This window comes from Microcoleus vaginatus HSN003 (genome assembly GCF_022701255.1).
GTDB lineage: Bacteria > Cyanobacteriota > Cyanobacteriia > Cyanobacteriales > Microcoleaceae > Microcoleus > Microcoleus vaginatus_B.
The window spans coordinates 856,983-879,675 of sequence record NZ_CP031705.1; the positions used below are offsets into that span (position 1 = coordinate 856,983).

Below are 22,693 nucleotides of genomic sequence, written 5' to 3' on the forward strand. Positions count from 1 at the left end.
AAGTCATCACTAGAACTGATCATTGTCTGTTTAGGACTACAGGAAATAGCAATAACAACTACTCATCAGGTTTGGCTTTGCAAAGCCAATTTTTGATAGTTCTGTCGAATAGGAATCTGAATGATGAACTCTGCCCCCTGACCGGGCTGAGAAACACACTTCAACTCTCCGTGGTGTTTTTCTACCACAATCTGGTAGCTGATTGACAGCCCCAGGCCGGTGCCCTTCCCTACGGGTTTCGTCGTGAAGAAGGGGTCGAACAGCCGCCGATTCACTTCCTCTGTCATACCGGGGCCATTGTCGCAAATGCGAATCACAACAAATTGGGGAGCTTTCCGGGCCGGGGCGAGGTTCTGGGAATCCACCTCAGCCGAAGAAACTGTACAGCTTTCCGCAAGAGGGGGATGGGAAATCGGGGATTTTTCTTCTTCCCCATATCCCACTGAGGTGCGAATTGCGATCGCCCGCGGCCCCCTTTGGTCATTGAGAGTGTCAATCGCATTCGCCAGTAAATTTACAAACACCTGGTTCAGTTGGCCCGCATAGCACTCCACCAGCGGCAGCGGGCCGTACTCTTTAATGATTTGAATGGCAGACTGGTCTAATTTGGCTTGCAGTCGGTGCTGCAAAATCAATAAGGTGTTATCAATGCCCTCATGGATATCGACCTCTTTCATTTCCGCTTCATCCAACCGCGAGAAGTTTCGCAGGGAGAGGACAATTTCGCGAATTCGGTCTGCCCCCACCTTCATCGAATCAAGCACTTTGGGTAAGTCTTCCACCAAGAAATCTAATTCGATTGCCTCAATATCCTCAACAATCACTGCTGTGGGATGGGGGTATTGTTCTTGATAGAGTTTCACCAGTCCTAGTATATTTTCACTGTATGTCCTGACGTGACTCAGGTTGCCATATATGAAGTTAATCGGGTTATTGATTTCGTGGGCCACGCCGGCCACCATCTGTCCCAGGGAGGACATTTTCTCAGTCTGAATTAGCTGGGTCTGGGTGCGCTTGAGTTCTTGGAAAGAAAGCTCTAGTTGTTCGGCTTGTTTTTTTAATTGCGCTTCTGATAGTCGCAGAGCTTGCTCTATCTGCACGCGATCGCGAATTTCCTGGCTCAGGAGCAGATTTTTTTCATTTAATTCCTGCGTCCTCTCTTCCACTTTATGTTCTAAAGTACGGCTGTAATCTTCTAATTGCTCATTGGCTTGTTTCAGGTTATCAGTCGCCTCAGACAAATTGGCATAGAGTCGGGCATTTTCCAGAGAAATCGCCGCTTGAGAACAGAGCACTGTTAAGACTTCGAGGCGATCGGGAGTAAACGCGCTCTTTGTCAGATTATTTTCCAAGTAAAGCAGACCAATGAGCTTTCCTTTATGAACGACCGGCATACATAAAATCGACTTCGGTTGGGCGTTGACGATATAGCTATCCCTGGTAAAAAGTCCCTCCCGACTTGCATCATTTAAGACCACACTTTTCTGAGTTCGAGCCACATAATTGAGAATAGAAAAGGGCAATTTCTGAGTAATTTCTATCGGCGTGGATTGCAGCACTACGACCTCATCATTATCTATGGTTGCCGTGCCTTCTACCACCAGTTGACCATCTTTTTCTAAAATCAAGTAGCTTTTTTCAGCCCCAGCATTCTCAATCGCAATTTTCAATAACTTAGAAAGCAGGCTTTCCAGAACAATTTCGCCAGAAATAGCTTGAGAAGATTTCATCACCGACGCGAAATCCAGTGCCGCAAAACTCCCCGTAGTTGTCGAGCTAGTCGTCCGTGATACGTCGAAGCTGGGAGCTTCTTTAGTCAGTATTCGCGAGAAGAATTCAGGATATTCTTCTGATAAATCCTGCACTTTTGCTTTCGCTCCCCAGCGAACATAGCCATAGTAAGCATCCGTCAAATAAATCTCCGCTATCTTCTCCCGGCCGCGAGAGAAATAAAACTCGGCTGCCCGTTCATTAGCTAGGGCTTCTTCCTGAATGTATCCCTGTTGTCTGGCTCCTTGAATGCTAGCGTCATAATACTCCATCGCTTTTCCAATTTTTCCCAATACCCGCGCTTTCTCCGCCTCCACTAATTCGTACTTATGCTGGAAGTTAGAGGGGGCATGAAGTGCCCATTTCTGCATTTTTTCTTGATTAGCTTCAACTAAGCTGATGTATTGTTGTTGTTCGGCGTGTGAAGCTTGAGGATAAACAGCGAGTAGAGCGAGGGAATAATAGAAGTTGTGAGGAGCAGTAACTATCATTCCCATCACGCTGAGTGCGTGTTCGGCGGCTAAACTGGCATTGGCAACGGCATTCTTGGGTTCTTTAAAGAGATATAATAGAATTGTCTTGGCTAAATAAGTAATAAACAGCAAAATTCTATTGTTAGTTTCAATAAAAACAGGCAACATTTGTGTTTCATTAAAACTTTTGCCTACCAACTGACATTTTGCCTCAGATTCATTTTGAAGGTTTAGCGTCAATTGGTGAAAGAGCTGGATGTAATAGATAGAATAATCTTGTTTGAGTTTGAGCGCTAAATCAAGATATTGCTCTTGTTCCTCTTCTACAATGTCTAATCGTTCCCCCGTCAAAAATATGCTCGCACAATAGACAGTAACACAATAACCGGCATATTCTATATCTCCAGTTTCCAGTCCAATTTGAAACGTTGATAGTAAGGGGAGTAAAGCTTTTTTAGCTGGCTCTTTCCAGTGTATAACCATGCCATAAAATAATTGATTAACTTTACATTTAAGCGAGTTGGCATTAAAGTTATTCAACAACTTTAATGCCAAGTTACCAGACTGATATCCGGCATCTATATCCCCTATTACCGAGCACAGTATTACACTATAAAAAGCATACGCAAAAGCAGCAAAAGGCGAATGACCATACTCCATGCAGATTTTCACCAAAGTCACTGCAAGTGGGAGCAAAATTGCGGGATTAGCAGTAATAACAGGAGAAATAAGAGAAGTCAGTATACTTAAAGCCGCTATTTTGTAAGGGTCTGTCATCTCTGGGATATTGTCTAAGTCTGCGATATCTGGCAACTCAACCAGAAAACCCCCGTTACCCTCGTCATTTGACAAGGAAACACCCAGCATATCCAGCACTTGCAGCCCAGTATCAATGGCTTTTAACATCTGATTTTGGGCCATATAATACTGGATTTGTAGCTCGTATACTTTCACTTTTTCGAGCAGGGTGCGAGCTTGTTGCAGAACAACTTCAGCAAGAATTGCTGACTTTTCGTAATTGGTCTTAATATATTCTGCTTCCACCGCTTCTACATAGAGTGCTAGTGTCAGATCGTAGTTACTCTGCCAACTGTTTTCTGCCAAGAGTTCTAACCCTACTCTTAGTTGCGTGACAGCAGCTTCATAAGCTGACGCTGCTTTGGCTTTTCGACCAGCTATTAAATTTAATCGGGCTAGACGATCTTTTTTTGCCTGATTGGTGATGAAGTCAGCCCCAACATTTAACTGATTGACAATCTCAAAGATATTTTCTTCAATCTCCTCTGCTGGAGTATGCTCTAGTAACAGTTCACCAATTTTAAAGTGGGTCTGTTGTTTCTGAAATTCCGGAATGAGAGAATACGCCGCTTGTTGCACCCGGTCATGGAGAAATTTGTAAGCGATAGGCGCATTATGGCTATAAGGCAAAGGGGCAGGTGAGCATGATAGTAGAGGAGAATCTGCAGCTATTCTCTCCTTTACTTCCCTGCTCATTTCATCGGAGGTAAAAACGAGAGGGATTTTGTAGGCTTCGCTCAGGGGCAAAACCAAGCCAGCCTGAAGTGCTTCCCACAAATCAGCCGCCGTTTCCGATTGAGATTTTTCATTGACAATAGCCAGAACGTCTAAATTAAATTTGTCTCCAATACAGGCGGCTAACTTTAAAACATCCTGCGTCTCCTCGGAGAGTTTTTGAATATTTCTGGAAATCAGTTCGACGACATTATAATCTGTGATGCCTACCGCTTGAATTTGGTTCAATGACCAATGCCAGCACCCAGCGCTGAAATCAAAGGTCAATAGCTTTTCTTGATGCAGAGTAGCGAACATCTGAGTCAAGAAGAAAGGATTGCCCTGGGTTTTATTGAAAAGTAGCTCGGACAATTCAGAAACCCGGTTTCTCAGAGCGGAAGACTGATTGAGGGTATCTGCTACCAGCAAGCTGACGTTGCTAATATCCAAAGGACGGAGGGTTATATTATTTACCACCGCCCCATTCTTTTGAATCTCCTCCAACGTCAGCATCAACGGATGCGTCGCACTGACTTCGTTATCTCGATAGGCTCCCATCAGCAGTAAATATTGGCTGTCCGGCTCACAAATCAGCAAATCAATCAACTTGAGCGATGCCGAATCTGCCCACTGTAAGTCATCCAAAAATACGACGAGCGGGTGTGAGGGTTTAGTAAATACATGAATGAATTCTTTAAACACGCGATTAAAGCGATTCTGGGATTCAAAGGCCCCCAATTGCGGAACAGGTTCTTGAGGGCCGACAATCAGTTCGACTTCGGGAATGACATCTACTAGGACTTGGCCATTTGAGCCTAAAGCTTCTAAGAGTTGCTCTTTCCAAATGGCTAGTTTTTCTGAACTTTCTGTTAACAGATGCCGCATCAAGCCGGCGAAAGCTTGAATCAAAGAAGCATAAGGAATATTTCGCTTTAATTGGTCAAATTTACCGGAGATAAAATAGCCACGCTGCCGGAGAATGGGTTTTTGAACTTCATTAACTAAAGAAGATTTGCCAATCCCTGAGTAACCGCTCACTAGCATCAGTTCGCTGTTTCCGCCGGAGACTCGCTCAAAAGCTGCCATCAAAGTGGCTACTTCTTGCTCGCGGCCATAGAGTTTTTGCGGGATGATAAATTGTCCAAATTTATCCCTCTTACCAATTGGAAAGTTGTCAATTTTTCCCTGCGTTTGCAGTTGATGACGGCATATTTCTAGGTCAGCTTTTAGTCCCCTAGCGCTTTGGTATCTGTCTTCCGCAGTTTTGGCTAATAATTTCATTACAATGTCAGAAATCGCTTCGGGAATCTCACCGATGTGCTGATGGGGTGGCACTGGTCTTTTAGCGATATGGCAGTGAATTAATTCTAGGATGTCGGTGGCTTGATGTGGTAGCTGTCCCGTCAGAATTTCATAAAAGGTGACACCTAATGAGTAAAAGTCGGTGCGGTAGTCAATTGAGCGATTCATGCGCCCAGTTTGCTCTGGGGACATATAGGCGACAGTGCCTTCTAGCAAGTTGGGACTGCTGAGAACCTGGTTTTCTCGCTCTAAGTACGTGGAAATGCTAAAATCGATGATTTTAATTTGATTTGTTGTAAAATTGATAATGATATTCTGCGGTTTAATATCTTTATGAATAATCTTATTTTCATGCAGTTGAGCTAGAGTTTCGGCAAGATGAATTGCTATAGTCAAAAATTCGCTTATTTCAAGGTTTTTAGCTGCGATTAGGTTTTTCAGGGAGTCCCCCCCAAAATCTTCTAATATCAGCGCCAGACCGTTATTATGCTTTTCTAAAGAGTAAGCTTTGATAATCCCGGCTAGATCCAGAGTTTTGAGAATTTTATATTCATGCCTCAATCGTGCTATTTCTTCTATTGTGGGATACTCGGCTTTGAGGGTTTTTACTATAACAGGAGTTAGGTCGGACTCCCTAACCCCGCGATAAATAACTGTATTGACACCTTCATGAATGGGCAACGATAAGAGTTTGTAAGCGGGCAGCGTGGTTGTCATATTCGTTTTTTCGATGAGTTCGATTATTCAGGTCGGGATTTGATGGATGGGAATCTTAGACGGCGATGTTCGATCGCCTGTAGGGCAAAATGAAACGATCAGGAAATCAGATTGTTAACAAGTGGCAATATTTTCTCCGCTCATTCAATGCTAAATTGCCTCAGGGTCGAATGTTTAATTATAACTATAATACCTGTGCTAAAGTTGGAGAAGCAAGAATTGGCGCTTGTCCAAGCGCCTCCAGATAAATTATGCGATCGCACTACCTAAAGCATCTGTTTAAAGTTCTCTAGACTGAGATGTTGCACCATTCTCGCTTAACAGGCTTTCCGGCCTGTTCCACAATAAAATTCATCTCTTGTGGAAAAGGCCGGAAAGCCTGTTCCTAAACAAGTAATTGACAATGGTGCAACATCTCAGCTAGACGTACTCGGCATAGACGCTTCAAGACAGACGCTTCAAGTTTTGAGAATGTAGGTTTTTTACATTTTAGTAGCGGATTATCGGTCTCAGCCTTAATTATTCCAACTTAGGATTATATATTGTACTACAACATATTTGCAGCACTTCGACCGGGCGCGATCGTTGCTCTTAATAGTGTACAGGTCGCGATCGCTTAGCCTACTTTTTTAAGAAGTCGATTGTAATCATTCATTTGATGAATTGTAGTTTCCCCCACTCGATCGCAATACCCGATACTTTAAAATTACCGGCGGGCGAGCGCTCTTCAATTCGCTGCGATCGCTCTTGGGGTTTCTAGCGTCTTTGTTCTGCGAAAATTGCGATTTTTGTTTAAGCGATCGCGCTTCTAAGATTCTTACGGCTTCAGATCGAGCAGTTGGCCGTAATTGACACCCCGATCGATTATTGTAGCGCCTCAGATGGTTTAAGGGCTGCACTGAACGCGAAGTGGTTAAGATTCAGGGATCGGGAGTGCTGAAATTGTCTGTTGCCGAATGGGTATCTGAATCACAAACTCGGTGCCTGAGCCAGGTGTAGAAAAACACTGGATGTTACCGCGATGCTTTTCAGTAATGATTTGATAACTAATAGACATCCCCAAACCCGTACCTTTACCGATGGCTTTGGTGGTAAAAAAGGGGTCAAAAATGCGCTGCTTCACTGAGTCTGGCATACCAATTCCGTTGTCAGCGATCGCCACCTCCACCCATTGATTGTCGATCGCAGAAGTCCGAATCCTAATCTGGTTCGGGGTGTCTTTAAGCTCCTGATAGGAGCGTTTGGTATTCATCTCATCTAGGGCATCCAGGGCATTGACCAAAATATTCATGAATACCTGATTGAGTTGTCCGGGGAAACATTCCACCTTCGGCAAATTGCCATAGTCTTTGATCGTTACCACGCTTGGACACTCTGGTTTATCTTTGAGCCGGTGTTGCAAAATCAGCAATGTACTTTCAATTCCGTCATGAATATCAACATATTTGAAGTCTGCTTCATCCATACGAGAAAAGTTTCGCAACGAGACGACAATACCGCGAATTCGCTCGGTTCCTACCCTTATAGATGAAATTATCTTTTGGATATCTTCAGTGAGGAATTCCAAATCGATTTCCTCTGCCATTGCTTGCACCTCTGGATCGTTGCTGGGATGCCGCTGTTGATAGAGTTCGATCATCTGCAGCAGATTTTGGGTATATTCGTCCAGGTGGGTAAGATTACCGTGGATGAAGTTGACCGGGTTATTAATTTCATGGGCAATTCCCGCAACCAACTGTCCCAAGCTAGACATTTTTTCGCTTTGGATAACGTGCATCTGAGCTTTTTTCAGTTCGTTTAGGGTCGTCTCCAGTTCTTTTGCTTGCGCGGTCGAGGAGATTGCTAGTTCTTCGATCGCAGCAACTTGGGGCAGAGTTGTCCAGCAAGCAATCGCTACTCCCACAAATGCCAGCGTCATCAACACAATAATCAGCAGATAGGGATTGTTGGTTCCGGCTTCTACCCGCAGCCAGGAGCGAATCAGCCAAGTGATCGTCGCTGTACCACAAATCAGCGCAATCAAAATTGCGACCTGAAGCACCACAAAGTATTCATTTTTAGGAGCAGTTACTGGCTTGGCATGGAGTCGATCCCACCACGGTAAATCCAAAGATGCCCAAGGAATCCGCAGAATCGCAGCGTCGATCGCTATCACTACTAACGGCAACAGCAATCCCAGACCAAAATCCATCCATCCCCAGCTAATGCCACCCACCACCAGGGAAATGAACTCCACTACCAGTAACGCTAAGGATAGCCGCCCCCAACGCACGACTGGATCGTTGCGCTGCATCCACAGCCCCAAGTGCAACCCCATGATAGAAATGAAAAAACTCACCCCTGACACCACGACAATTCGAGTGGTGTTGCCCCATACTAAAAATCCTAAACTACAGATAAAGGTTAGCAGCAGCGCGGGTTCTAGGGAACCTCGACGGGACACTGCGCCAAACACTGGAGACAACAGCCCATCCTGCGCGAGTTGGAAAAGGATGCGGGGCGTATTGCAAACGCTAGTCGCAGAACCCAACAAACAGCTAGCCGCAACCAGCAAAGTGACTATGACAGGGGCAGCGTCTCCCCAGAAAGGCTTGGCAGCCACCAGGAATTTGCTGTACAAATTGCCTTCTAAACCTGCAGCGGTTGCCAACTGCACCAACACTAAAGTGCCACCCACAAACACCAGAGGCATGAACCAAGCAACGCAAGACAGCGCCTTGAGGGTGTCTTTTGGGCGCACACTGTCTGCTACAAAGGATGAAGCTGTATCGCAGCCATAGAAGCTATAAGCGGCAAACAAGTACCATTTGAGCCAGTCCTTGACACTGATGGCATCAATGCTGCTGGGCAACAGTCCGGGGCTTTGGGGCGAAAAGGCAAGCCAGCCTAAACCCTGAACGCAAAAGAGGAATAAAAAGCCGATCGAAGGAAAGATAAAAAAGAGGTGCAGAATAGCGACGGCGCGGGTGCCACTGAATGCTAAAAAGTAAGCGATCGCAGTAAAACCAATCTCAAACACTTTTTCTGGAATATTCAGCCCCATTGGTTGTAAATGGAATTGAAGCAAATCTGTGATGACGATCGCATTAATGGGCGGAAAGGAAACCCACCCCAAGAAGTAGGCAATCCCCAAGTAGCGGGAAAGGGCAGGGTAACGATGGAGCAATCGCGTGATGTAATTTGGTGTTCCTCCAGATACATCTGGATATTTCTCACCCAAACTCTGAACTTGAAGGTTAAACAGAATTCCGACGATAACACCAGGAATCCAAACCAACAGCGATGCGGAGCCAATTTCTGCTTGCATCGACGGCGCTAAGTTAAACCACATCAGATATCCAACCACACTAAACCCCCCAGCTTCCGCAGAGGACATGGTGCGCCGGAGGCGATTCAGAAATGGCACACGATCTATTTCCATAACAAGCAGATAGGGGTAATCCTATTGTGATACAATTGCAATTTTTACACTCAATAAAAAAACAAATACCTAGTCTTTCCTTCTAGTGATGAAAATTCTCAGATCGAGCTGATGTAGCGATGAAAGATTGAGGCAATTAGTTGAGGTTGCTAGCGATCGCACTCTTGATCACAACAACTCATTAGAACTGATATCTTGCACCAGTTGCAATAAGTCTTTCATGGGCGGGCTAGAAGAGCAACTGCCCACAAAAAAAGTCACTTTTTGTGGAAGAGGCCGAAAAGCCTGTTAAGCGAGAATTGTGCAATATCTCAGTTGAAACTGACTCTATTGAGTCTTTTCACTTTGTTTAATCTGAGATGTTGCACCCTTCTCTATAAGCTTTTTATGAACAGGCAAGATGCCTGTTCCACAAGACAATTCACTCTTTGTGGAACAGGCATCTGGCCTGTTCTTGAGAATGGTGCAAGATGTGAGTTTAATGTGACTTTAGCTAGCGATCGCAATACTCAATACCCAATACTTCAAAATTACCTGCGGGCGATCGCTCTTTAATTCGGTGCGATCGCTCTTGGGGTTTCTAGTCTTATTGTTATACGAAGAGTGCGATCTTTGTCAAGGGCGATCGAGCTGCTTGCAAGTTGTGATTCGATCGGGTTTTAGGAAGAAAACCCCCAAACCACGATTTTTAAATTAGTTTGAGGGTGTTTTATTTTTTTGGGGTGATCGAGACAAATCAGGGAAACTTTTTTCCGTAAAGTTATCGGTGAGACAGTTCTTTGCAGGCGATCGGTGAGACGATCGCTCTTGATAACTTTTTCAAAGAGTAATGCAAAGATGAGTAGAACTAGGATATTCAGCAGTTCTAAATTTTTTCAACCGAGTGATGGAGAGCCTGTTCGTTCGATCGTTACCGAATCTAAGGATGCTGTCGTTGTCGCTTGGTATATCAAGCCAGGTCAGGCAATCCCCGCGCACACCCATCCCAACGGGCAAGACACTTGGACTGTTTTAAGCGGGAAGGGAGACTACTATTTGGATAAAGCAGGCACTACGAAGTCGATCGCTGCTGGGGATGTTGTAGTCGCTCATACCGGATGTGTACATGGAGTATTCAACAACGGTGATCAGCCATTGGTTTTTATCTCAGTTGTCTTACCAGCCGATGCGGGGTATCAACTTGTCTCGTTAGAAAACTCTTTTACTGTCCATCCCTAATTATTCAATCCACCGGGTTGTATTTATCAAAAAAGTTAAAAATGTAAAAGCCTTTTTAGAGCTATGAAATGGTTGATACAATATCTTTATGAAATCAAATTAGATAAAGCTATTCTCTGGTGCTATCTCATTTGGTATGTGGTAGTAGTTTGTTTTCATTTCGATCCTTCGGTTAAGATATGGATTAATTCACTGGGTATAAGTGTTGTAATCGGTACGGGTCTGATCCTAAGTGTTTCTGCTAGTAAAGGCAAAAGAGATCATTGGCAGACATTCAGGTTATATCTCATGCCCTTTTGTGTCTCAAGCTTCTCTGCCTTGATTAAAGAGCAGGGATTTATCATATTTATATCACCAAATATCACCGAAACAATAGTGGCAGTATCATGCTGTGGTCTGTTTTTATCAATTATTTTCGTAGTCAAAGTATTCAAAAATAAAGTTATTTAGCGGTACTACCAAATTGGTAAAAGCAGCATACATCTGACATTTAAGGTTAAAATTACCCCGATCGCCTTTAAAGACTATCGAGCTTGTAGAATTATTACGCCGCCATGAAGCGATTGAATTGGTTATTGAAATCGCTTTCTTAGTTTCTAGTCGGATAGTTCTTTGAGTGCGATCGCTTTTTGGTTTGGGCGATCGCCAAGCTGTACTATACTAGCCTCTATAAAGGAATTACCAATATCCCCAGACGAATATCGGCGGTAAGCGGGTTGCTAAAATCAGTCGATCGCGCTGGCAGTTTTTGCCCCTCAAATCGCTTTCTTTGGATTAATTGGCGTTTTAAATTCTGCCTTCTACTTTCTCCCTTGGGGTCATACAAGCGGCGGGTAATCCCCTCCCTACGGTCAATTGTCAATAACCCATTATTAATTGTTAATCTTCCATCAGGAAGCCGAAAAGATATATCATAACCTTAACCAGATCATTTCTTCCCAGATATGTTCTACTGTTCTAATCCAAGTTGCTCCCATCCTTTCAATCCCGACAATTCTAAATTCTGTCAAAGTTGCGGAGCGCAAGGCCTCAACCCTTTATTCAGAAATCGCTACCGCGTGATTCGACTGTTGGGCGAAGGGGGATTTGGCAGAACTTATGAAGCGGTAGATACTGATCGCATGGACGATCCCTGCGTAATCAAGCAGTTTGTACCCCAATTTCAAGGAACCTCAGCACTTGAAAAAGCCGCAGAATTGTTTAAGCAAGAAGCAAAACGACTTTACGAACTCGGCGAACATCCCCAAATTCCTCGATTAATTGCTTATTTTGAGCAAGACAAGCGACTTTATTTAGTACAAGAGTTGATTGAGGGGCAAACTTTACTAGCAGAATTAACTCAGCAGGGTGTTTTTAGCGAAGAAAAAATTTGGCAGTTACTCGCAGATGTACTGCCGATTTTGAAATTTGTGCACGATCGCAATGTCATTCACCGAGACATCAAACTTGAGAATATCATGCGCCGCCGCACCTCTGTTAGCTCATCCCTGCCAAAGCCGGGAAATTTTCGCAATTCAGCTTTCCGAAGAGGAGGGCGCGGAGAGTTAGTTTTGATAGATTTCGGCATTTCCAAACAAGTGACGGGCTCGCTGATGAGCAAAGTAGGCACAACGGTAGGAACGCCCGGATATTCGCCCATAGAACAAATGCGCGGTCAAGTTTTCCCCGGAAGCGATTTGTACAGTTTAGGAATAACTTGCCTCAGACTGCTAACTCAATGTTTGCCAAAAGTTGACGGTTCCGATGACCTTTATGACCCCATAAACGGCGGCTGGGTTTGGAGAGAACGGTTGCCCGCCAGCACAAAAGTCAGCAGCGAGTTGACAAAAATTTTAGATAAGTTAAGTGAAGATTATCTCAAAAATAGATATCAATCTGCTGATGAAGTAATCAAAGCTTTAAATCTCTATTCTTTACCTCCCCAACCCCATTGTGCCAATGGAGGACAACTTGCTCTAAATTCTTTTCGGACAAAGGGAGGACAACTTGCCATCAATACCCCGCTCAATCAAAGCGGGCAAATCAACAGCAATATCTCTGTCAATCCCAGGGGAAAATCCAACACCAATCCGCCTCATAACAAGGCATCGCAGAGAATTCCGGCTGTCAAAAGCACTTTTGAATTTCAGGTAGTGACAGTAGACAAGCGCGGGCAGCAAACTAATGTTAAAAGCGGCAAAGCGCGTTTTTTTGAAGAACATCTTGGTAGCAGTACAGTGCTGGAAATGGTATCGGTTCCTGGCGGTACTTTCCTCATGGGTTCCCCAAAAAATCGGGGTGACAGCGACGAAAAACCGCAGCACCCAGTAACTTTAGGATCTTTCTATATTAGCAAATTTCCAGTCACTCAGGCCCAGTGGAAAGCAGTGGCGGCGCTGCCAGAAATTAAAATATTTCTCAATCCCGATGCTGCCCGTTTTAAAGGTGCAAATCGACCTATAGAAAATGTATCTTGGTACGAGGCAGTGGAGTTTTGCGATCGAGTTTCTCGCAAAACGGGTAAGAATTACCGCTTACCTAGCGAAGCCCAATGGGAATATGCTTGCCGGGGGCAAACTACGGGGCCGTTTCACTTTGGGGAAACGATTACCAGCGAGTTAGCCAATTACAACGGAAATTCTAATTACGCTGATGCGTCGAAGGGAGTTTATCGCTTTCAAACGACAGATGTTGGCAGTTTTAAACCTAATGCTTTTGGATTGTACGATTTCCACGGAAATGTTTGGGAATGGTGCGGGGATTCTTGGCACAATAATTATAACGGTGCGCCTGCTGATGGTAGCGTTTGGGAGTCTGACGGGGACTCTTCGCTGAGGTTGTTGCGGGGGGGTTCTTGGAACGATCATCCTCCGAATTGTCGCAGCGCGTGCCGCCTCAGATATCAGCCGGATTGTAAGGCTAGTATTGTGGGTTTTCGAGTGGTTCTTTCTGTTGTTTAGACTCCAATTGTAGGCATTCGTTCTCTTATCTTGAAATGCCTCTGCGGTTTCCCTATCAATCAAAGATTTATGCAATAAGCCTATTTATATTGTCTCGGCATAGAGAAACCCGGTTTCTTGAAGAAACCGGGTTTTGGAATGGGCGATCGCCCAAATTCTTGCCTTATATCGTTTCCGGTTGCATCGGAATAATAAAATCGAGTCAACAGTTAACACTCAATCATTCAGTTTTTCGACCCGCCAGTCAACAGTCAACAGTCAACAGTCAACAATCACGGACGGTGCAACCGGAATTGATATTAACTAGCCTTCTTCTGAGGAGCCATTATGCGTTCCACACTCATAGCAGCCACGCTTAATGTCACCACAGCCATGCCAAGAATTGCCACAGGCTGCAACTTCTCATTGATAATTATAAACGCAAAAAGTGCGGTCATCGCCGGCCCCAAAGTGCCAATTACGGACGCTAAGGCGGCTCCCGCAAAGCGGATGGCAAAATTATTCAAAAGATAGCTAAACAGCGTCAGCACCCCTAAAACAACGCCTCCCAAAATCAAACCAGGCCAAACATCTGGGTCGATGTTAGGAGCAAAATTGTCCGACAGTGGCACCCACAAACTCAGGGCAGAAAATACAAAAATCGCGGCAAAATTAACTAAACTAAAAGGAATTGGGTGCAGCTTGCCCGCGGCCATTTGCGTCAGCAATACGTAACCTGCAAAGGTAATCCCAGAAGCCAGTGCAGCCGTGACTCCCACCCCGACATTGCCGCCGCCTGGAGCTTGGGCCGCAAAACTCGGCAACCCAGCTAAAATCAGACCTACGGTAATCCCGAAGATCGCAAAAAAGCCGACTCTGGTGGGGCGAGAACCAAACAAGATCCAAGAACCTAGTACGGTGACGATCGGATAAATAAAGAAAATCGTAATCGCAATCCCCGCTGGAATATTGCCGATCGCCAAATAAATCAAAACCTGAGACAAAAACAGAAAAAATGCGCTTCCTAAAACTTTACTCCACAAAGCTCGATCGCCCGACTCGAACAACCGTCTAATATCTTTCCATACAGAAGGATACAGAAATGTCGCCAATATCGGCATCAAAGCCATCACCACGATCAGCCGCATCAACAAAATCAACAAAGAATTTCCAAAACCTGGAGTCACCACCCCCGGAAATTCAAACCACCCAAAAACCATCCGAGGGTTTTTGCCTTTAATCAGAATTCTTAAACAAACATTAAACAGCGACAATACCACCGCCGAAGACAAAGCTAGCACCAAACCTGTCTGTACTTGAGAAGATGCTTTAACAGTTGCAGCAGGCGCTGAAGAAGGCTGGGGCAGCGGTTCTCGCGGCGTTTCCACAGGTGTTGGCTGCAGAAATTGCGGGCGGACAGAATTAACAGAATTAGTTGATTCATCGGGATAGGAATCTTGAGCATCGAAAGGATTGTCAAGATATGCTTCTTCTGATTCGAGTTCTTCCCTGATGCGGTTTACGAGATTTTGTAACAGCTCTTCCCCTTGCATTTCCAGGGTTTTCATGTTGTTGAGCCGCACGGAAAGCTCGCTTTCGTAACTGGTTAAATCTTGTTCCAGCATCTGGAAACTGCGATCGATCCTTTCATCCAGCGCCGCCAACAACTCCGAGGCTCGTTCGTCGTAGTTGCTCGGTGGCAGGGGTATCGGGAACTCGCCGCTGGGAATCGGGCTGCTAAGAGAATGTCCCGAGTTAGCGCTGAGTTCGTTGAACCGCTGCACCAACAAATCTTGCAAATTGTGAGCCAAAACTTGAGCCAACTGCTTCAGCCACAATTGCTGCTGCTGAATGTATCGCCCCGACAGAGATTCCATCTGCTGAGACTGCAATTTCCGATATTGCTCCCGGAGGTCTTCAATATCTTCAATCAGGTGATTTTTTTCAGTTTGCAGCCGAGTAATGTCTTGATTTAACTGGCCTTTGACATTTTGATGCAAAGCGTCCAGTTCTTGCATTACTGAGTGGAGGACTTCTTCTGCTGATTGTGCATCCTCTGGCTCGTCCTTTGACGAGTATACGTTCCGCTGCGCCATTAGCCTATAACCTCTAATTTAAACTGCACGTTCAGTGTTCTTAAGTATTTTGACAAATCAGGCCGCAAGTTTTAGTGAGTTGATCTAAAAGATTGCGGACACTGTTGAATCAATAGTAGTCGCTAAGCTAGAAATGTGAGAAAATTGCGTGAAGCAAAGCTATCCCGCAGGGAATCCCCCCAAGAACACTTTGTGCAATTAGAAATCATACTACAGCTTGACCTCTCCACGGATTGCTCCCGGTAATTCTCGCATCTAACTCACCCGATGGCACCCGAATCACAAGCCTAAGACTCAGTTGGGCGACTAAATTTGATTGGGGGGTGGCACTCCTAGCCCCTCAACGGATAACTTGATCCTGCGGTGAGAAATCCGGTTTCTTTTGTCCGCCTTTCTCGCGCACTCCCGCACCCAGGTTTATGATTTTAACAGTTCCGATCTTTTGCTCGCGAAAGTTTTAAGAGGCGATCGCACCGTCAAAAAGCCACCCCGCGCATCAAAAAATTAACACATCCCATCCCCCAAGAGCAACTGATATGGTATCCGAAATTTATGACAATTCCTTTACAAGCGATCGACAAAAACTGAATATTTCCTCAGAAGCCGAAGTCTTTGTCTTTCCCGCCTCATTTGCCCAGCAGCGCTTGTGGTTTCTCGACCAATTCACACCGGAAAACCCTTTCTATAATGTAGTAACAGCACTGCGCTTAACTGGTTCCCTCAACTTAACAGCCTTAGAGCAAACCTTCAACGAAATAGTGCAGCGACACGAAACTTTGCGAACCACTTTTGCAGCGGTATCAGGTCAACCAGTGCAGATAATCTCTCCCGCTTTCAAGACTAATTTAAAACTATTAGAACTGCAACATTTGCCCCCAGAACAACGCCACACAGAAGCAAAGAAACTCTCCGCAGCAGAATCTCTTCGCCCTTTCAATTTATCCACCGGGCCGCTGATGCGAGTCACCATCCTGCGGCTGACAGAAACCGAGCATATTCTATTGCTAAATATGCACCACATCGCCTCCGATGATTGGTCGATCGGTGTGCTAATTCGAGAACTGGAGGCTATCTATACAGCTTTGATAAATCAACAGCCATCTCCCCTCCCAGAATTATCACTTCAATATGCCGATTTTGCCGAATGGCAGCGCGAATGGCTGCAAGGTGAAGTATTAGAAACTCAGCTAGCTTATTGGCAGCAGCAATTGCACGGGATTTCTGTGTTAAATTTGCCGACCGATCGCCCTGCACCAGCTATGCAAAATTATCGCGGAAAAACTCAATATTTAGAACTGCCAAAAAACTTGAAGGACGCACTTGTAGCGCTCTCGCAGCGAGAAGGAGCGACTTTATTTATGACAGTCCTCGCAGCATTTCAAACTTTGCTTTACCGTTACTCACAACAAGAAGATATTGTGGTAGGTTCGCCGATCGCCAATCGCAACCGCAGCGAAATAGAAGCATTAATCGGTTTTTTTGTCAATACTTTAGTGCTGCGAACAGACTGCTCAGGAAACCCGACATTTCGAGATTTTTTGAGCCGGGTGCGGGAAGTAACCCTGGGAGCTTATGCTCACCAAGATGTGCCTTTTGAGAAGCTCGTCGAGGAATTGCACCCAGAGCGATCGTTGAATCGCCACCCGCTGTTTCAGGTGGTATTCGGGCTGCAAAATGTGCCGCTGGACGAGCTAGAATTGCCAGGATTAAAGTTGAGCTCTTTTCCTTTGGAGACTCAAACAACGCGCTTTGATTTAGAGCTGTATTTGTGGGAAGCTTCCGATAATTTTAGGAGCAGATACGGCGAACATTGGGAAGATTCGGAAGGGCTCAGAGGCTTAGCTGTGTACAATACGGATTTATTTGATGAAGTTACGATCGCCCGAATGCTGAGGCATTTTAAAACGCTGCTGGAAAGCATTGTTGCTAATCCAGAACAAGGAATTGCTAACTTACCTTTATTGAGCGAGGATGAAGTGAATCAATTATTCAGAGAATGGAACGATACTCGGACAGATTATCCTCAAGATAAGTGCATTCATCAGTTATTTGAAGAGCGAGCCCTGCAGCATCTGGAGGATGTTGCCCTAACTTTCGACAGCCAGCACCTGACTTACAGAGAACTCAACAGTCGCAGCAACCAACTGGCGCGCTACCTGCAAAAAATGGGCGTGGGGGCGGAGGTTTTAGTGGGGCTTTGTGCAGAGCGATCGATCGACCTAATTGTCGGGATGTTGGCTATACTGAAAGCGGGAGGAGTCTATCTACCGTTAGATCCGAGCTATCCGCGCGATCGGCTAAACTTGATGCTGGAAGATGCTCAAGTTAAAGTCTTGCTAATTCAAGATAAATTGATTGAGAATTTCCGAGACTTCTCAAACTCGGTGATTTACTTCGATCGCGATTGGGAACACATAGCCAAAGAAAGCGCTGAAAATCCCGCCAACACCGTAACAGCAGACAACCTAGCTTACGTTATTTACACATCTGGCTCCACAGGAAAACCCAAGGGAGTTGCTGTCACCCACAAAGCAGTAAATCGGCTGGTACTCAACACAAACTATATAAAAATAGAACCTACCGATAAAATTGCCCAAGCATCAAACGCTTCATTCGATGCAGCCACATTCGAGATTTGGGGAGCCTTGCTTAACGGCGCTCAACTCGTGGGAATTAGCACAAATATTACCCTTTCGCCTCACGATTTAGCCTTAGAACTGCGCCAACAAGGCATCACCGTTTTGTTTTTAACAACGGCCTTATTTCAACAAATTGCTAGAGTTTTACCGCAAGCTTTTAATTCGCTGCGCTGCTTGCTGTTTGGCGGAGAAGCGGTCGATATGAGATGGGTTAAAAAAGTTCTAAAACAGGCGCAAACCACTCAATTAATTCACGTTTACGGGCCTACAGAAAATACCACATTTTCGGCTTATTACTGCGTGCAAGACGTACCCGAAACTGCAACATCTATCCCCATCGGCCGCCCGATCGCCAACACGCAAATTTATCTCCTCGATGCGGATTTGCAGCCGGTGGCGATCGGTGTTATAGGTCAATTGTACCTCGGCGGTGACGGACTGGCGAAAGGCTACCTCAACCAGCCTGATTTAACTGCGCCTGCATTCATTCCTAATCCTTTTAGCAATAAACCTGGTTCTAGCCTTTATAAAACAGGTGATTTAGGCCGCTATTGGGCTGACGGCAACATCGAGTTTTTAGGTCGCATAGACGACCAAGTAAAAATTCGCGGCTACCGCATCGAATTGGGAGAAATTGAAGCGGCTTTGTGCCAGCATCCACAAGTGCGCCAAGCAGTAGTAATTGTGAAGGAAGACATCCCAGACGATAAACATTTGGTAGCTTATGTTATTCCTGACGGCATTAATGAAAAATCAGAGATTCACAATCTCAAGTCAAGTGAATTGCGGCAATTTTTGAAAGAAAAGTTACCAGGATATATGGTTCCTGCAACTTATGCAGTGTTGGAGAATCTGCCACTGACGCCTAATGGTAAAGTAGACCGCCGCGCCTTGCCTGATATAGATACAGACAGCGAGGATCTAACAGAAAATTATGTAGCGCCTCGCACTGATCTCGAAGAAATGCTGGGAAAAATTTGGGCTAAGGTTTTGGGAAAACAGCAGGTTAGTATCTACGATAATTTCTTTGAACTAGGGGGGCATTCTCTGCTAGCAACTCAGTTGATTTCTCGCATCCGAGACGCTTTGCAAGTTGAGTTACCGGTCAGCAATTTGTTTGAGGCCCCGACTGTGGCGAGTCTGGCAAAATACATTGAAACAATGCGCTGGGCCGCGACTGGTTTGGATACTCCCAGAACAGACGAAAGTGAGCGAGAAGATGTGGAATTTTAAGGCCTTACATAATTGCGGGATGATTTTGATTGTTTTCGGGAATGACCGTCCAAAAGTGGGGAGCATCTCACTTTTGGAGCCAAGCTAGAAATTGGAGTTTTGAGGCAGGAGGCAGGAGGAAGAAGGAAAAAGGAAGAAGGAAGAAGCCAGAAGAAGTGTTTTTACAAATATGAGATGCTCCTAAAAAGTGTGTGTCTAAGTGCAATCAAATTGGCGACAGGAAACCAGAGGAATAGAACCCCAACAGATGTAATATTTGACATCTAAATGTTGAGATAATATTGGGACTGAATCCTCTACTAGAAGCTATGGCATCACCATTTGGCTCGTCTTTATCTAAAATTTTGGAATCAAATTTATTGGTGAGTCAATCGATTTTAGATTTTAGATTTTAGATTTTAGATTGACCCCACGGATAAATTCGGGGGCTTGTTTATCGGATAGAGGTTTTTTATTTCTTCACGGATGAATCCGGGGGCTTGTATCCTGGATGCTTTCGGTCAGAATGGCGAGAATGAGGAAGCATAACTAACCAGTGCAAAATCTATTCAAGCCCTGTCGGTAGAAATTACCGCAATGGGAACTGATATTCAAGCCTGCTTCAGGAGGAGATTTAGACCTGTTACTTGCTAACCTCCTAAAGGCTGATGCTGCCTATATACTTGCAAGATTGCTGGCGGGGCATTATAAATAAGGGAGAAAATGTTCTCTCAACAACCAGTCATCAAGAAAATCAGAAACGATGTCCAACCAAGCGTCTGACCGTCTTAAACAAAATTCTGAAAAAATTATGCGGGTGTGGGAGAAGCGGGCGCGTGATGAAGTGGGTGCATCCACGCATCAAAATTCTCTTGTTTTGCAAAATTCCCTACCTCTGTACTTAAACCAACTGGTAGATGAACTCTCCAACAGAATTGTCAGGACACCTGGCCGAATCACCGCCGACGAGGTAGAAAGTACGCGGATTGGCAAGCTGCATGGGCATGAACGGGCGGGATATGCTGACTATTCTATTAGTGAACTCATTTTCGAGTATCAGCTCCTCCGTCAAGTAATATTTCAAGTTTTAGAAGAAGAAGCACCTTTAGGAGTGGAGGATCGAGATATTATTATCGGCTCCATTGAGCAAGCCGTTAATGATGCTGCCACTCAATTCTCGGAAACGCTGCGAGATATTCAAGAACTATTTATGGTGACGCTAACTCACGACCTCAGAAATCCCATCAATGTAGTAAAAATGGGAACTCAACTAACTCTGCGGCGGCTTGAACGAGGAGACAGCCATGTGGATGTGGCGGCGAGGATGCTCAGTGCGATCAATCGGCTGGATTCGATGATTCAAAATCTGCTTGATGCGAGTCGGCTGCGGGCAGGGCAGAGCTTAAAGATTGAATTTGAAGAATGCGATTTTGTGATGCTAGTCCAAGAGGTGGTAGAAGATTTGAGCTTCGCTTATGGAGAGCGGTTTGTTGTAGTCTCTAATTCTGATATGAGGACTGTTTGCAGCCGTAAAGAAATACGGCGGGTGATTGAAAATTTAGCAGTTAACGCTGTGAAATATGGTAGTGCTAGTACGCCGATTACACTCACGCTCCAGCAAACTGAAACGCAGATCAGCCTTACTATCCATAATGAAGGCGAGCCGATCGCCCTAGACGCTCAATCCATCCTATTTCAACAATTTCGTCGAACCATTTCTGCCGAGGAGCAAACCGGCTGGGGATTAGGATTATTTTTAGCAAAGAGTATTACTGAAGCCCATAAAGGGACACTTGCGGTTGAAAGTGCAGAGGGCAAGGGGACAAGCTTTATTATCAATTTACCTAAAGTTCTTCTTTAGTTCGGGGCATTAAGACTAAGAAGAAAAATAGGCTATAAAATGATGAATCCACAGTCCACATTTTGAGCTGATTCACAGAGGAAGCGCTTCAGCAAAGGCGATCGCTCTACACCCGCTATCTTTAAGCCTTCCTGATGCGAAACAACGCCTTTCGGGATTGACAAATCAGAGATATATCTACCTCACGAACTCCTCACATTATTACTATTAGGAGGCAGAGCAAAATAACCTTCATACGAGTTTGGCGATTCATAACACTGATGCTGGCTTCGTTTAGTCTCAGTTTGTCGCCCGAAGGCGTGTATTTTCACAGCAGGCGGGACACCCCACAAGAATCATCATCAAATTGTGCAACGCCGAATTTTAAGGCCGGCCCAGCCAGAACCTACAAGATTTTAACTCACATTTTTAGTCACGAAATTTCAGTGCAGAAAGCCCTGACAGCTTCTGCAAACTGCTGGTTATGCTCAATTAATGCCATGTGTCCTCCTTTCGGTATAGTAACTAGCTCTGCTTGAGGTAATTCTGCTTTCATCCGCAGGCTAGCTGGGGGGGTAGTGGCGATATCTGAATCGCCGCATATCACCAACACAGGAATGTCAATTGATGGCAAAGTTTTTGTTTCCTCAAATTTGAGCATTCCCAGTGTGCCGCGAGCGAGAACGCCGGGAGAACCCAAGGCTGATAAGAAAGCTGAAAAATCTAATTGACCGCGCGTTTCAGTGCCTTTAAATCCCGATACTTCTACACTGATGTACAGTGAACCATTGAGATAGCTCAGCCAAGTCATTCCCCACATAATAGGTTCAAGAGCTATGGTGAGATAGAGTAGAGGTTGGAGCAGCGGCTTCTGCAAAGCGCGCCATAAACCGCTAAAAATAGCGGTTTTGAGAGGATTAGTATAAGTCGTATCTACCAGAATTAAACCAGCTACTCGACTACCGAGAAGTTCTGGGAAAAGCCGACTGAATGTTAGACAAATCATGCCGCCTATGCTGTGTCCGAGTAGGATAACAGGTTTATTTCCTGCTATGGCAATGACGGCTTCGAGATCGCGGGCAAATTTTTCTAGGGAGTAGTCGCTGTTTTTTGGTCGAGTGGATTTTCCCAGACCTGGAAGATCCCAAACAATCACTCGGAAGCGATCGCTTAGTTGCCGTTTCGCGTAATACCAAACCATACTGTTGGGCCCCCAACCATGGCAGAGGATAATCGGCTGTCCGTCCTCTGGGCCGTAGAATTCTACTTGTAAAATAGTGCCATCAGGCCTCTCTACCCGCTGCACCGTACCCGTCCGCGTCGGCTTCGGTTCGTCAGCACCCGGGCGGCGGAACAGGGGCAAACTGATAAAGCGGCCACCAACAGACCAAAGAACCATCAAGACTCCGCTGACTAAGTAGGAATTCCCTACAAGTTCGCCTATGTACCATTCATAGAGAATGTATATACCTCCGCCAAGTACGCCGATGGACAGCAGTCCCACCAGCCATAGGAACAGGAAATTGAAGGGCATGAACGGCATAAGCTGAAACCTTGGGTAGAATTTGGGTTGCG

At 45.2% G+C, this 22,693-nt stretch carries 11 protein-coding genes; 6 read left to right on the top strand and 5 right to left on the bottom strand.

What is annotated here, in order from left to right; all coding sequences use genetic code 11:
* Nucleotides 1–65: 65 nt before the first annotated feature.
* Both D0A37_RS03675 and D0A37_RS03680 read right to left on the bottom strand, forming a co-directional pair.
* Nucleotides 66–5,774 carry a trifunctional serine/threonine-protein kinase/ATP-binding protein/sensor histidine kinase gene (locus tag D0A37_RS03675; protein WP_242721214.1) on the bottom strand — a complete coding sequence of 1,903 codons (5,709 nt, stop codon included), beginning with the start codon at nt 5,772–5,774 and terminating at the stop codon, nt 66–68.
* A gap of 913 nt (nt 5,775–6,687) precedes the next feature.
* On the bottom strand, nt 6,688–9,195 hold the full coding sequence (locus D0A37_RS03680) for an ATP-binding protein (RefSeq protein ID WP_242721218.1): 2,508 nt from the start codon (nt 9,193–9,195) through the stop codon (nt 6,688–6,690).
* 387 nt (nt 9,196–9,582) lie between these two features.
* Here D0A37_RS03680 and D0A37_RS03685 point away from each other — a divergent pair, with 387 nt between their 5' ends.
* Together D0A37_RS03685 and D0A37_RS03690 are read left to right on the top strand one after the other, a co-directional pair.
* Entirely contained in the window at nt 9,583–9,750 is a 168-nt protein-coding gene (locus tag D0A37_RS03685) for a hypothetical protein (RefSeq protein WP_242721220.1), read from the top strand.
* Between the two features lie 282 nt (nt 9,751–10,032).
* Nucleotides 10,033–10,413: a cupin domain-containing protein gene (locus D0A37_RS03690; RefSeq protein ID WP_242721223.1), complete on the top strand. Its 381-nt coding sequence runs from the start codon at nt 10,033–10,035 to the stop codon at nt 10,411–10,413.
* A 667-nt stretch (nt 10,414–11,080) separates the two neighbouring features.
* On the opposite strand, the gene D0A37_RS03695 is transcribed toward D0A37_RS03690, so the two are convergent.
* Complete coding sequence (locus D0A37_RS03695) at nt 11,081–11,275, bottom strand: hypothetical protein (RefSeq protein WP_242721226.1); 195 nt, start codon at nt 11,273–11,275, stop codon at nt 11,081–11,083.
* 82 nt (nt 11,276–11,357) lie between these two features.
* On the opposite strand from D0A37_RS03695, the gene D0A37_RS03700 reads away from it, so the two are divergent.
* Complete coding sequence (locus tag D0A37_RS03700) at nt 11,358–13,352, top strand: bifunctional serine/threonine-protein kinase/formylglycine-generating enzyme family protein (RefSeq protein ID WP_242721229.1); 1,995 nt, start codon at nt 11,358–11,360, stop codon at nt 13,350–13,352.
* Nucleotides 13,353–13,651: 299 nt separating this feature from the next.
* On the opposite strand, the gene D0A37_RS03705 is transcribed toward D0A37_RS03700, so the two are convergent.
* Nucleotides 13,652–15,427: a DMT family transporter gene (locus D0A37_RS03705; RefSeq protein WP_242721232.1), complete on the bottom strand. Its 1,776-nt coding sequence runs from the start codon at nt 15,425–15,427 to the stop codon at nt 13,652–13,654.
* A gap of 536 nt (nt 15,428–15,963) precedes the next feature.
* Between D0A37_RS03705 and D0A37_RS03710 the strand changes: the two genes are divergently transcribed.
* The 3 genes from D0A37_RS03710 to D0A37_RS03715 all read left to right on the top strand — a co-directional run bounded on the left by D0A37_RS03710 (nt 15,964) and on the right by D0A37_RS03715 (nt 21,139).
* Nucleotides 15,964–19,299, top strand: a complete 3,336-nt coding sequence (locus D0A37_RS03710) for a non-ribosomal peptide synthetase (RefSeq protein ID WP_242721235.1) — start codon at nt 15,964–15,966, stop codon at nt 19,297–19,299.
* 41 nt (nt 19,300–19,340) lie between these two features.
* Nucleotides 19,341–19,472, top strand: coding sequence for a hypothetical protein (locus D0A37_RS28895; RefSeq protein ID WP_278187154.1), 132 nt, complete (start codon nt 19,341–19,343; stop codon nt 19,470–19,472).
* A 569-nt stretch (nt 19,473–20,041) separates the two neighbouring features.
* Nucleotides 20,042–21,139 (top strand): sensor histidine kinase, encoded by a 1,098-nt coding sequence (locus D0A37_RS03715; protein WP_242721238.1) that lies wholly within the window; start codon nt 20,042–20,044, stop codon nt 21,137–21,139.
* Between the two features lie 412 nt (nt 21,140–21,551).
* On the opposite strand, the gene D0A37_RS03720 is transcribed toward D0A37_RS03715, so the two are convergent.
* Nucleotides 21,552–22,661, bottom strand: coding sequence for an alpha/beta fold hydrolase (locus D0A37_RS03720; protein ID WP_242721239.1), 1,110 nt, complete (start codon nt 22,659–22,661; stop codon nt 21,552–21,554).
* Between the last annotated feature and the right edge of the window lie 32 nt (nt 22,662–22,693).